Source organism: Paraburkholderia tuberum STM678 (assembly GCF_902833905.1).
Classification (GTDB): Bacteria; Pseudomonadota; Gammaproteobacteria; order Burkholderiales; family Burkholderiaceae; genus Paraburkholderia; species Paraburkholderia tuberum.
Window position 1 is genome coordinate 15,535 of record NZ_CADFGP010000023.1, and the last position, 12,489, is coordinate 28,023.

At 66.0% G+C, this 12,489-nt stretch carries 13 protein-coding genes; 2 read left to right on the forward strand and 11 right to left on the reverse strand.

Features of this window, described 5'->3' with window-relative positions; genetic code table 11:
• The first annotated feature begins 17 nt into the window (after nt 1–17).
• The gene (orn, locus tag HWY30_RS20690) at nt 18–629 is read left to right on the forward strand and encodes an oligoribonuclease (RefSeq protein ID WP_090801266.1); all 612 of its coding nucleotides are present in this window, start codon (nt 18–20) and stop codon (nt 627–629) included.
• Nucleotides 630–667: 38 nt separating this feature from the next.
• Here the strand turns inward: orn and mog are convergent, their stop codons facing one another.
• Both mog and yjgA read right to left on the reverse strand, forming a co-directional pair.
• Nucleotides 668–1,309, reverse strand: coding sequence for a molybdopterin adenylyltransferase (gene mog, locus HWY30_RS20695; protein WP_090801264.1), 642 nt, complete (start codon nt 1,307–1,309; stop codon nt 668–670).
• Nucleotides 1,290–1,907, reverse strand: a complete 618-nt coding sequence (gene yjgA, locus HWY30_RS20700) for a ribosome biogenesis factor YjgA (RefSeq protein ID WP_090801262.1) — start codon at nt 1,905–1,907, stop codon at nt 1,290–1,292. The genes mog and yjgA overlap by 20 nt, the downstream gene beginning before the upstream one ends.
• 150 nt (nt 1,908–2,057) lie before the next feature.
• Here yjgA and pmbA point away from each other — a divergent pair, with 150 nt between their 5' ends.
• Nucleotides 2,058–3,428: a metalloprotease PmbA gene (gene pmbA / locus HWY30_RS20705; protein WP_090801260.1), complete on the forward strand. Its 1,371-nt coding sequence runs from the start codon at nt 2,058–2,060 to the stop codon at nt 3,426–3,428.
• Between the two features lie 97 nt (nt 3,429–3,525).
• Here the strand turns inward: pmbA and HWY30_RS20710 are convergent, their stop codons facing one another.
• The 9 genes from HWY30_RS20710 to HWY30_RS20750 all read right to left on the reverse strand — a co-directional run bounded on the left by HWY30_RS20710 (nt 3,526) and on the right by HWY30_RS20750 (nt 12,002).
• The gene (locus tag HWY30_RS20710; RefSeq protein ID WP_090801258.1) at nt 3,526–4,026 is read right to left on the reverse strand and encodes a dihydrofolate reductase; all 501 of its coding nucleotides are present in this window, start codon (nt 4,024–4,026) and stop codon (nt 3,526–3,528) included.
• A 71-nt stretch (nt 4,027–4,097) separates the two neighbouring features.
• Nucleotides 4,098–5,567: a sigma-54 dependent transcriptional regulator gene (locus HWY30_RS20715; protein ID WP_090801256.1), complete on the reverse strand. Its 1,470-nt coding sequence runs from the start codon at nt 5,565–5,567 to the stop codon at nt 4,098–4,100.
• A gap of 24 nt (nt 5,568–5,591) precedes the next feature.
• Nucleotides 5,592–7,043, reverse strand: a complete 1,452-nt coding sequence (locus HWY30_RS20720) for a hypothetical protein (RefSeq protein ID WP_090801255.1) — start codon at nt 7,041–7,043, stop codon at nt 5,592–5,594.
• Nucleotides 7,044–7,136: 93 nt separating this feature from the next.
• Nucleotides 7,137–7,946 (reverse strand): peptidase C39, encoded by an 810-nt coding sequence (locus tag HWY30_RS20725; protein WP_090801253.1) that lies wholly within the window; start codon nt 7,944–7,946, stop codon nt 7,137–7,139.
• A 7-nt stretch (nt 7,947–7,953) separates the two neighbouring features.
• Nucleotides 7,954–8,667: a C39 family peptidase gene (locus HWY30_RS20730; protein WP_090801251.1), complete on the reverse strand. Its 714-nt coding sequence runs from the start codon at nt 8,665–8,667 to the stop codon at nt 7,954–7,956.
• A gap of 105 nt (nt 8,668–8,772) precedes the next feature.
• Nucleotides 8,773–10,164 (reverse strand): serine-rich family protein, encoded by a 1,392-nt coding sequence (locus HWY30_RS20735; RefSeq protein WP_090801249.1) that lies wholly within the window; start codon nt 10,162–10,164, stop codon nt 8,773–8,775.
• A gap of 25 nt (nt 10,165–10,189) precedes the next feature.
• Nucleotides 10,190–10,858, reverse strand: a complete 669-nt coding sequence (locus tag HWY30_RS20740) for a hypothetical protein (RefSeq protein ID WP_090801247.1) — start codon at nt 10,856–10,858, stop codon at nt 10,190–10,192.
• On the reverse strand, nt 10,855–11,406 hold the full coding sequence (locus HWY30_RS20745; protein ID WP_090801245.1) for a hypothetical protein: 552 nt from the start codon (nt 11,404–11,406) through the stop codon (nt 10,855–10,857). Before HWY30_RS20745 ends, HWY30_RS20740 begins: the two co-directional genes overlap by 4 nt.
• A gap of 119 nt (nt 11,407–11,525) precedes the next feature.
• Complete coding sequence (locus HWY30_RS20750; RefSeq protein WP_090801243.1) at nt 11,526–12,002, reverse strand: hypothetical protein; 477 nt, start codon at nt 12,000–12,002, stop codon at nt 11,526–11,528.
• Nucleotides 12,003–12,489: the final 487 nt, after the last annotated feature.

The following is a 12,489-nucleotide window of genomic DNA, read 5'->3' on the forward strand; positions in this document are numbered from 1 at the left end:
CCCTCAGGGTTGCCTTCATGACTGACATCCTCGCATCCACCGAACAGCCGCCGCTCGTGCGCAGCGACATGAACCTCGTCTGGCTGGACATGGAAATGACCGGGCTCGAGCCCGACACCGACCGCATCATCGAAATCGCGGTGGTGGTGACGAATTCGACGCTCGACAGGATGGTCGAAGGTCCGGTGCTCGCGATTCATCAGAGCGATGAAACGCTCGCGAAGATGGACGCGTGGAACCAGAACACGCATGGCCGCTCGGGGCTGATCGATCGCGTGAAGGCGTCGACTGTCAGCGAGGCCGATGCGACCGCGCAAATCCGCGAGTTCCTCGGCCAGTACGTGCCGCCGGGCAAGTCGCCGATGTGCGGCAACTCGATCTGCCAGGACCGCCGCTTCATGGCGCGCTGGATGCCGGATCTGGAGAGCTTCTTCCACTACCGCAACCTCGACGTGAGTACGCTGAAGGAGCTGTGCCGGCGCTGGCAGCCGGTCATCTACAAGGGCTTCCAGAAGCGCGCGATGCACACGGCGCTGGCCGATATCCACGAGTCGATCGACGAGCTGAAGTACTACCGCGAGCATTTCCTCGTGCCGTCGGCGCCGGACGCCGCCGCGAGCGCTCAGTAAAGCGCGGGCCTGTACGGGCAGGCCCCGAACCTCGAACCTCAGTCTTGCCGCGGCGCGCGTTGCGCACTTTTCGGCCGGAACGCCTTGACCACGTCGACGTTCGTTTCTACGTAAGGGCCGCCGATCAGGTCGATGCAGTACGGCACCGCCGCGAAAATCCCTGGCACCTTGACCATGCCGTCATCGCGCAGGCCTTCCAGCGTTTCCCTGATGGATTTCGGCTGGCCGGGCAGGTTGATGATCAGCGCGGCGTGTCGTTCGGTTTCGCGGATCACCGCGACCTGGCGCGACAGGATCGCGGTCGGCACGAAATTCAGGCTGATCTGCCGCATCTGCTCGCCGAAGCCGGGCATCTCCCTGGTCGCGACAGCGAGCGTCGCCTCGGGCGTCACGTCGCGGCGCGACGGTCCGGTGCCCCCGGTCGTCAGCACCAGATCGCAGCCCACTTCGTCGACCAGCTCGATCAGCGTCGCCGAGATGGTCGGCGCGTCGTCGGCGATCAGCCGCGTGACCACCTGCCATGGCGAGCTCAAGGCCGCGCCGAGCCACTCCTGCAGCGCCGGAATGCCCTTGTCCTCGTACACGCCCGTCGACGCGCGGTCGCTGATCGACACGAGGCCGATCACGATTTCGTCGGGGTGCTGACGCTGCTTACGTCGATCAGGCGTCGCGGTCGTCATCGTCGTCTTCCGCGGCGAGGTTGGGGTCGTGCGCGTCTTGCGCTTCGTCGTCGGTGCCGGCCGCGCTCTTGATCCACTGGAACAACTCGCGGAAGTAGCGCGGCGGCTTGCTCTGCTCCGCTTCCTTGCGCGCGTTGCGGATCAGCGTGCGGCCCTGCTGCGGGTCGACGCTCGGGTGCTGGCGGATGAACTCGGTCAGCGCGGCGTCGTCGGCCAGCAGCTTTTCGCGGGTGCGCTCGATCCAATGGAGCTTCGCCGTCTCCGACTTGTTGATGCCCTTGTAGGTGTCGAGCGCGGTGCGCAGCGCGGCGGTTTCGGTGTCGAGCAGCGAGCGCATCACGCGGCCGACGTACTGGATCTGGCGGCGCTTGCCTTCGTGGTCGGTGATGCGGCGCGCTTCGCGTACGGCTTCGTCGAGCTTTTCGGGCATCGGCATGCGCTTGAGCGCGTCTTTCGGCAGCGCGACGAGTTCCAAGCCCAGATCCTGCAACGCCTGCATTTCGCGTTTGACCTGGGACTTGCTCGGACGATCGTAGCCGTTTTCGTCGACTTCCGTGACGACGGATTCGATCGGTTGAATGCGGGTTTTGCGTGTCATGCCGGTATTGTAACTTGCCGCGCCGGCCCGACCCGCGGCGGCGCGTACCTTGCTATGATCGCGGGATGCATTTATCCCGCACCCGCGCGCCTGCCCCGAATACGGTGTGCATACCCAGGGCCGCGCGGCCCCAACAGGACGGCAACCACAATGGCAGCAGACATGGACGTCAAGCAGCGCTTTTTTCCGCATACCCAGGATGAGCTGAAGGAAATCGCCTCGGACATCCTTCGTCACGCGAAGGCGCTCGGCGGCACCGACGCCGCGACCGAAATCTCCGAAGGCGACGGCCTGTCCGTCTCGGTACGGCGCGGCGAAGTCGAGACGATCGAGCACAACCGCGACAAGATGGTCGGCGTGACGGTGTTCATCGGCAACAAACGCGGTAACGCGAGCACCTCGGACTTCTCGCGGCAGGCATTGAAGGACACGGTCGCGGCCGCCTACAACATCGCGCGCTTCACCGCCGAAGACAATTGCGCGGGCCTCGCCGAAGCGGAGCTGCTCGAAACCGCGCCGCGCGACCTCGATCTGTACCACCCGTGGAATCTGTCCGCCGACGAAGCGGTCGAAATCGCGCGCCGCGCCGAAGACGCCGCGTTCGCGACCGATCCGCAGATCAAGAACTCGGAAGGCGCGAGCGTGTCGGCACAGCACTCGCAGTTCGTGCTGGCGACCTCGCGCGGCTTCCTCGCCGGCTATCCGTATTCGCGCCACTACGTCGCGTGCGCGCCGATCGCCGGCAGCGGCCGCAACATGCAGCGCGACGACTGGTACACGTCGACGCGCAGCGCCGACGAACTCGCCGATCCCGAAGCGGTCGGTCGTTACGCGGCGCAGCGCGCGCTCGCGCGCATCGGCGCGCGCGGCCTCGACACGCGCAAGGTGCCGGTGCTGTTCGAGGCGCCGCTCGCGGCGGGCCTGCTCGGCGCATTCGTGCAGGCGACGAGCGGCGGCGCGCTGTATCGCAAGACTTCGTTTCTGGTCGACAGCCTCGGCAAGCCGGTGTTCGCGCCGCACGTGCAGGTGGTCGAAGACCCGCACGTCGCGCGCGCGATGGGCAGCGCGCCGTTCGACGAGGAAGGCGTGCGCACGCGCCAGCGCTCGGTCGTGAAGGACGGCGTCGTCGAGGGCTATTTCCTGTCCACCTACTCGGCGCGCAAGCTCGGCATGAAGACCACCGGCAACGCGGGCGGCTCGCACAACCTGTCGCTGCTCAGTTCGAACACGCGCCCCGAGGACGACTTCGAGGCGATGCTGAAGAAGCTCGGCACCGGTCTGCTGCTGACCGAGCTGATGGGGCAGGGCGTCAATTACGTGACCGGCGACTACTCGCGCGGCGCGTCGGGTTTCTGGGTCGAGAACGGCAAGATCCAGTATCCGGTCGAGGAAATCACGGTCGCGAGCACGCTGCAGGAGATGTTCCGCCATATTGTCGCGGTCGGCGCGGATACGATCACGCGCGGCACCAAGCAGACCGGCTCGGTGCTGATCGAGCGGATGACGATCGCGGGGCAGTAAGCCGCACGGCGCGTTCCAGCGCAGCCCCGTATCAAACGAAAACGCCACGCAACTGAACGTTGCGTGGCGTTTTTTATCGCTTGCGCGGCGCGCGCCGTCAGACGTCCTTGCGCTGATACGTGACGAATGCGTAATCGAAGTCGTTGGGCGCATTCGAGTGATGCGCTTCGCGCGCGATTTCTTCCCAGACCTGCGGGTCGATCGTGGGGAAGGTCGCGTCGCCGTCGAAGTCGGCGGCGATTTCGGTGACGATCAGCTTGTCCGCATGGCGCAGCCCTTCGTCGTAGAGCTCTGCGCCGCCGATCAGAAACGCCTGCGGCGCCTGGTCCTGCGCGGCGAGCACGAGCGCTTCGTCGAGATTGGTCGCGGTGTCGCAGCCCTGAAAGCGTCGCGAGGCATCGCGCGTGACGACGATGTTGCGGCGTCCCGGCAGTGGCCGGCCGATCGATTCATGCGTTTTGCGGCCCATGATGATGGGCGCGCCCATCGTCGTGCGCTTGAAGAATTTGAGGTCTTCGGGCAGTCGCCAGGGTAACTGGTTGTCGCGGCCGATCACGCCGTTGCTGGCGCGAGCGACGATCAGGGTGAGCGTCGTCATCGAATGGAAAGAGGAGGGTAACCGGGCGATTCTACCCGAGCCGTCGATCCACACCGACGCGTACCCGCCGCTCACTCCCGCGCCGGCCCGTCTGCGGGGAGTGCTCCCTTGTCGTCGGCGCTGCCCGGTTCGCGCAAGCCGTGCACGCCCATCAGCCGATACAGCGTCACTCGGGAAACGTTCAGATCCACCGCCGCCTCGTTCAACCGGTGCCGATGGCGCAGCAGCGCGGCCTCGATCGCGCGCTTCTCGGCAGCCTCGCGCGCCTGCGTGAGCGTCATGCTTTCCTGCTCCGTGTAGCCCGCGAGGTCGAGGTCGTCGGCCGAGATCAGCTTGTTCTCGGCCATCACGATCGCGCGGCGTACGCGGTTGATCAGCTCGCGCACGTTGCCGGGCCAGTTGTAGTTGTAGAGCGCCTCGATCGCCGACGGCGTGTAGCCGCGAATCTTGCGCGCGTTGTCGGTCTTGAACTTGTGCAGCATGTGGTACGCGAGAATCTCGATGTCCCGCCCCCGCGCGCGCAGCGGCGGCTCATCGAGGCGCAGCACGCACAGGCGATGAAACAGATCCGCACGGAACTGGCCCTCGCGCATCGCGCCGTCGAGATCGACGTGGGTCGCCGAGATGATGCGCACGTCGACCGGAATCGATTCGCGTCCGCCGAGCCGCTCGATCTTGCCTTCCTGCAGAAAGCGCAGCAGGCTCGCCTGGCTTTCGAGCGGCAGATCGCCGATCTCGTCGAGAAACAGCGTGCCGCCGTCTGCCGCCTCGACGCGGCCGATCTTGCGCTGATTCGCGCCGGTAAAGGCACCGCGCTCGTAGCCGAACAGTTCGGATTGAAGCAGATGATGCGGGATCGCGCCGCAGTTGATCGGCGTGAAAGGCGCCTTGCGGCGCGGCGAGCGCTCGTGGATCGCGAGCGCGGTCAGCTCCTTGCCAGTGCCCGATTCGCCCGCGATGAACACGCTCGCGTCGGTGTTCGCGACCTTGCGGATCGTGCGAAAAAGCTGTTGCATCGCCTCGCAGGTGCCGACCATTTCCTCGTCGCCCGCTTCGCTGACGGGCGGCGGAAGTTCCGGGTCGCACAGCGCGACCATGCCGAACGCGTGGCCGGCCAGATAGTCGATCGTGGCGTGCGCGACGGGCAGCTTCACGAAGTCGAAGCAGTAGTGGCGCACGAGGCGTCGCACGAGCGGATCGTCGAGCCGCTCGTTGGTCGCCAGCGCGATCCAGCCGATCTGCTGCTGACGCAGGCTCGCCTCGAGCCCGCCGATGTCGCGCGGCGCGAAGCTCGCCAGATCGACGACTCCCGCGCATGCGATGTCAGGTTTCACGAGCCGCCCGAGTTCGTGCGCCGAGCGCGCCGCCGCGACCTGCCAGCCGCGGCTTTTCAGATGCGCGATCAGCGTTTCGTCGGGCGTGCGCGCGACGTACAGCAGCTGTCGCGCGACGGCGGCGCGCTGCTTCGGCACCGCGAGCGACAGATGCGATCCCGCTGCCGCGACGGAAGCCACACTGGTCAGATGAGGTGATTCACGCACGTTCGACCTCGTATCGTTGGCACGTCAGAAGGTGTACGGAAAGCGCATGCCGACCACGAAGTTCGGCGCGTCGGGTGTGAGTCCGATCGATACCGAGCCGTTGATGGTCAGATGCTTGTTCACGACGTGGTTCAGGCCAAAATTCATCGCCGCGGCCGTGGTTTCGCTGCCCGGCACCTTCTGATAGCTGCCGCCCGGCGACTTGGTCTGCGACGCGGGTTCGAGCGCCATCGTGAACGACACGCTGGCCGAATCCTTGTCGGAGAACGCGAGCGCGACGCCTCCGCCGAACTGCACGATGTCGCCGAGCTTGACCGTCGCGGGTTCGGTTTGTCCCTGCACCGACGAGATGTCCGCGAACGAACGCGCGAGGTTGTAGGTATAGGAAACGCTGCCGAACAGCACGACCGGGTCGTAGGTCTTCAGCAGCGACAGACCCGCCGTGATGTTCCAGAAGCCGGTGCCGGTCGGCAGTCTGGTCGGCGCGACGAGGTTGGTGTTGTCCGCGTCGACCTGCACGACTTTTTCGCCGAACGGCGAGCTGCCGGTCGGCGCCTTCACGCGCAGACTGCCGACCACGTCCGGCAAGGCATTGGTTTCCCTGACGAACTGGTAGTAGATGCCGAAGTTCACGTCGCCGATGTCGTGACTCGACACCGTCGCGTCCGACAGCGTGCTCGCCGCGCCGCCCGCGCCGCCGACGATGAAGGTGCTGCGCCGATACAGGTACGGCACGTCGACGTCGACATTGATGCGGTCGGACACGCCGTAGCGCGTGTCGAGGTCCGCCATTACCTGGTGCGACTTGGTCTGGCCGAGGTTGATGTTGCCGAGGAAAATCGCGTCGAGCGCGAGGAAGCCCGACAACTGCAACTGGCGACGGTCGTAGTAGGTGTCGCTGATGCCGAAGTCCATCGTCAGCTTGTGGTCGAAGAGCGGCGCATGCTCGCGTTGCACGACCGCCTGCTCGGCCTGCGTGCGCACCGGTTCGTTCGCGCGCTGGGTCCGGCCGACCGCGCCGCTGGCGTCGGTGGCGGCGGGCAGGCCGCCGGCGCTGGCGTTGCCTGCATTGCTGCCGTCCGGCGTCGGCGGATTGACCGGCACGCCGGTCGCGGTGCCGGTGGTGCCCGCCGGCGCGGGCGCGCCGGGCGCGATCTGCGCGAGCGGCGGCAGCGGCACCGGCAGGCCGTCGGCGCCCGGCTGCTCGGCCACCGTGTCGCTGCCCGCGGGGGCGTCGGCGCCCGGCACGCCGCGTCCGCGCTGCGCCATCTCGAGTTCGGTGACCTGCCGTTCGAGCGAATGGATCTGCCGCTGCTGCTCGTCGACGACGCGCATCAGCGTGTTCAGACGGTCCTCCACGGATTGACCGGCGAGCGCCTGCGCGCTCGCCGACTGAGAAAGAGCCCACAGCATCACGGCGGCCGGAATGGCCGCGAGAGCCATGCGCGGTGCCCTGGGCGATGACACTTTTTTCATTTTTGCTCCCCCGGTGGTCCGGCCGCGCGGTGCTGACTGCGCGGCCGTTTCTTTACTGCTTTTGCTGCAACTGGCTGGTGGCGGCCCGCTTCGTCATCTCCTGTTTTGCAGTGCCTGCAGTACGCCTAACTGACGAAGCATCGAAGCCGACATCTGCTGGGTTTGCAGATGCAGTTGCAGTGCGTTGGCGACTTGCTGGTTATTGCCTGCAATCTGCAGCAACTGGGCGATCTGCCCGTTGCTCGGCGCGATGGTCTGGGTGGCGAGCCCAGCGGGTGTCCGCAGCGCCACGTTCACGCCGTTGCTGCCGAACGAAATGCCGGCTTTCACGGAGCCGGTCGAATCGCTGGCCGATGCCGACGGCGCGTTGGCGGAGCCCGTCAGCGTCACGGCGCTGTTGTTGAAGTCGATTAGCGCGGTGTTGGTGCCGCTGTTGCGATCGCCCGCGACCTGGGTGATCTGCGACACGCCATTGACACCGATGCTCTGGCCGCCGCGCGCCTGGGCATTCGGGTTGGCGCCCGAATCGCCTGGTTGGCCGTGCGCGCCGCCGCTCACGCTGGCGAACGTGCTGACGGAGCTCGTGAGCTGGCCGCCGCCGTTCTGCACCGCGCTCAGCGATCCCTGGGCGAGCGCGCTCGCGCCGTTGGGCAACTGCCATTGCGAAATGACGTTCAGCACGAAGCCGGAAATCATCGTCGCGCCGGCGTATTTGCCGGTCTGGGTCGCGAGCACGTCGTCGCCGACGAGTTGCACCCGCAGGGGCGCGGCGCCTGGCTCGGGCGGTATCGAAAGTTCGGGAGCCGGTGGCGAGGCGGCGCCCTCCGAAGCGTGGGCAAGGCCGCCTGCGCCGCAGGCGACGGCGCAGAGCACGAACCCAAGCTGTGTGAAGTGTGACTTCATGGCGGGATCAGAACATGTCTGCCTTGTTCAAGCCGTACTCGAAAAAGGGAGTCGCGGCGGTGCCGGCTGCCAGCGCAGCGGCGCGCAGCTTCAGCGCGAGCGACTCGTTGTCCTGCAACAGTGGTGAATCCTCCCTGAAGGGTTTGCCGAGGACCGCGAACACGAGACCGTTCCAGGTCTTCGCGAAGTCCTCTTCGAGCACGATGCGATTGCCGAGCGCCGGGTCCGCGATGAACACGCGGCCGTCCTGCGCATGTTTGACGATCACGAAATGCTCGTAGCCGTCGATGTTCATCAGGACCATCACGGGGATCTGAAGATGGTGGAGCGCTTCGACGTTGACGCGAAAGCCGCGGCCGCGCAGTCCGATGGTCTCGACGAAGTGCTTCATGTCGAGCATCGAGAAGCCGTTCTTGACGACGACTTCGGGGGTTGAAAAGACCATCATCCGGCGAATCAGTTCGGTTTCCGGAATATCGATGCCATAGCCGTACTTGAGGAGGGTGGCGAGCGCCGCCGCGCCGCAGCTGTAATCGAATTGCTGATTGACGATGTGGTTGTAGCGCAGGTCCTTCATTGAACGGACCGTCTTCGTCAACGGCACGCCGACGAACGTGGACGTGTCGATGCTCGACTGTGCGGCGGCGTGATCCGCGCACAGCACGCACCCTGCCAGCGCTACGGCGAACGGTAGCGCCGGGAACCCCTTGAAGCCGGTCATGCTGGTCTCCTGCCCGATCCGAGCCGGCAGCTTCGATGGCTGCCGGCGCGCCCCTCCGACTGCTTTGTGCTTCTTCTGCTTGCCCGCGCTCGCCGCGTCGTCGGCTTACTTGCCGCTGTTCAGCGCCGCGATGGCGAGGCCGTTGTGCTGCAAGTTGCCCGCGCCGCCGGCGATGTTCACGCCGATGTTTCCGGAGGCGCCTTTCAGCGTATCGGCACCCAGACTCGCGGTGCCCTGGAATTGCCCGTGGACGGTCATCGTCGCGGATTGCGAGTTGTCGTCCGTCGCATCCATCGCGGTGGTCAGCGCCTTGCCCGGCGAGGTCGTCGTCACGGCGCCGGCAAGCGCGTTGTCCTGCGCGTTGCCGATACCGGAAGCGATGTTCACGCCGACGTTGCCCGTCACACCCGACAGCGACCCGTTGCCGACCGACGCGTTCAGATTGAAGTTGTGGATCGTCGCGCTGCCGCCCGAGGACTGCACGTTGAAGGCCTGCGCGTTGCCGAACACGTTGCCGACGTCGACCGAGGCGAGCGACACGTCGTTGCTCTGCGCGTTGTCGATGCCTTCCGCGATGTTGATGCCGAGGTTGCCCGACACGTTGCTGGCCGCGTTGGTGCCGGTGGTTGCATTCAGCGTGGCGGCCGCTTCGTTGTTGATGTGCTGCGTGATCGAGCCGCGCGTCGTCACGTCGGTCGTCGACATGCCTGCGTCGATGCCCCAGGCGGCGCCATACGAGTCGCTCGACGACGAGCGGCTGCGCGAGTAGCCCGACGATTGCTCGCCGACCATCGCATAGCCGGAGCCTTCGCTCGCCCTGAAGCCCCATGAACGGCTTTGCCCGGACGCTTCGCTCGCTTCGAAGCCGCCGGCGACGCCCGACGAGTTCGCGTAGCTCGATTCGCGATAACCGGCCTGCAGGCCGCCGCGGGCGCTGAACGAGCCGCTGCCGTGCGAGAACGTGTTGTGGTCCTGATAGCTGTAGCTGCCGCCGATCGAGCCGCCGGCCGACAGCTGGCCGCCCGAGTTCTGACTTGTGTGCGAGAAGCTGCCCGCAATGCCGGCTGCCTGCTGGCTGGTTTCATAGCCGCTGCTCGTCACGCTCGCGCTTTGGCTGCCGTACGCATAGCCGCCGGCGGCTTCGAAGCCCTGCGAGCCCGAGCTCGACGACGTATGGTTTTGCGTCGTGAACGCGAATGCCGAGCCGCCGCCCCTGACCGACGTTGTGCTGTTGTTCAGGGTCGTGGTCACGTTGCCGCTGGTGTAGGTCTGGGCCTGCGGATCGAGCGTCGCATTCACGTTGACGGTCTGATTGTTGTTGATCACCGCGTTCGCCGTGCTGGAGACATGCACGCAGCCAAACAGTCCGACCAGACCTTCGACGCCAACCATCTCGCCGACGACCGTCGTATTGAACAGGTAGGCCTTCTGCGGCGCGGCAAGCACGCTGCCGGACGCGGCAACGAGGACGGCCGTGGCAATGAGAGTGCGCTTCATGATTCGCTCCGATACTTAAGTGTGGTCAGTTAAAAAAAGTGCCCGCCGGGGGACGGAGCACAAAACTGTTTGCCGTGGCATTACCGGCGCCGGCTGCCTGGTTGACCTGCACGATTCCGTTCGCGTTGCGCAAGGCGTCGCTGGAAATGCTTGCCTCGCGCACGCCGTGAATCGCGTTCGACTGCCCCGGACTGCCGTTTTTCGGGGCCGTCGCGGATAGCTCCCCATCCGAGACGGTCTCGACTCCGAGCGCCACAGTCCCGATCTGGGTGCTGTTGCGCTGCAGATTCCCTGCTCCGGCCGACTGGTTCACCAGCACCGCGCCGGATGTGTTCGAAAACGCATTGGCTTCGATCGACGCCTGCGCGCGCGGCACGTTCGCGGCCACCGACGCGCTTTGCACGCTCGCGTTCGCGTTGCCGACCGCGGCGCCGTTCGTTACCGTGATCTGGTTGTCCTGCGCGTTGTCGAGGCCAGCCGTTTCGTTGACCGCGAGCGCGCCCGTCGCGCCCATGCCCGCGCCGGGGCCGATCGTCGCGATGGCGCCGACGATGGGCACCGCTTGCGCCTGCGCGTGAGCCGCGCCGGCGACGAACGCAGCGACGCCCATGCACAGGCACGTGCAGACGCGCAGGGCCGGGCGTGCCGCAGCGATTTGCCGCGAGCGCAGCGAGGGGCGCAGGCGTGTGCTCATTTCAGAGCTCCGAGCGCGCCGCCGAGCACGTTCGATAGCGGCGCGAGCGCGCCCGTCACCGACGAGCTGATCGTGCCGCCGACGCCCGTCGCCGGTCCGCCGATGCCGCCCGAGTTCAGCGGGATCGTGTTGCCGGTCGTCTTGCCGGAGAGGATCTGCGTGACGGCCTGCATGCCGGTGCCGCCGAGTACGCCGCCGGCGGCGACGCCGTTCGAGCCGTGCGCGTTCGTCAGATCGGTGTCGTCGACGAGCGTCGCGATCGTCGGATCGAACGAGTTGGCCGGGAACGTGGTGGCGCGCACGGCGACCGGGTCCTGGTCGCGCGGCACGGGGACGAACGCGTCGCGCGGCGTGACGCTGCGCTCGACGACGAGGTCGCCCGGATTGGCAACCTGCTCGGCATAGGCATGGCTCGTGAAGCAGACGGTGACGAGGACGCTGGCGAGAAGGGCGGTGCCGGCCGAAGCGGCGCGCGGCAAGACGGGAGCGTTGCTGAACGACGCCGCCGGCAGCCCGAGGGCGTGCGGCGTCTGTTGGTTCGTACTCATGTCCCGGTCCCTTCTCTCTTGTTGCCTGTGTCCCGCCGTCGTGGGGCGCGTCACTGCTCGCGCGGCCACCGGTCCTGCATTGCCTGGTTATTTGCCGTCTGTTCGTGGCTTCGTCCTGCTTACTTGCGCTGGTATGTCGCGACGTTGCCCTGGGCGGCGCGCGCGGCATCGACGGGCACCGGCAGCGGCGAGGGTGGCGCGATCTCGTCCCACAACGTCACCTGGTTGCCGCCGCTTTGCATCAACCGGGGCGTCGCGGCGACCATCAACATGCCGAGCGCGCCGCCGCGTTGCCGCGACAGCATCTGGTCGTCGAGCGAAATATCGTTCATGGATGCAGCATCGGCAGCCGGGGTCGACGGGTTGGCGCCAATCTGGCTGTCGTCCTCCGCGGCAACCGGCGTGGTGGCTTGCAGGCTGGCGGAGGCGGGGTCGGCGGCATCGCCGGAATCCGTCAGCGTGGCGAATCGCGCCGGGGCGGCTTGCGCTGTCGGCGTGCCGGCACTCGCCGGCAGGGCGCTGAACGCGAGAGCTGCGCAGATCGCGAAGTATGGTGCGCGGCGGCTTATCAGATCGATGCGGAATGCGAGTCGCATGATGTGTCTCCCTGGTGCACGCCAATTAGCGAAACGTGTGCCATCGCTCGCAATCCATTGATACGTCTGGCGCCAACCAGCGCAAACACGACTAATGCGTTCCAAATCGGGAAAAAACGTTGCAGCCCTGAAACGGATCAGCAGAAAATACCTATAATTCGTTAATCCGCAAGGTACGAAATACTGTCGCGAGAACGCCACGAAAAGCGCTTCCACTAATGTTTGATTTGTCGGCTGAATAAATCGCGATCGGCCGCAAAGCCTTGATGGGCAACGGATCAATCGATTAAATTCGCATAATTGTTTTCGAAGCGGCGCGCGTATAGTAAGCTCTCGAAAACAGCTTCAGATTTAAAAAAGGCCCATATCGGGCCGTCTCGAACACACACGCCGCTTTCTTGGGGATCAGCTGTCCGCACGGAATGGAATGGCCGTTCGGGTTTTGCGATTCGCGAATCCTGGACGAGTCAGCGTGTCTGAACCGCAA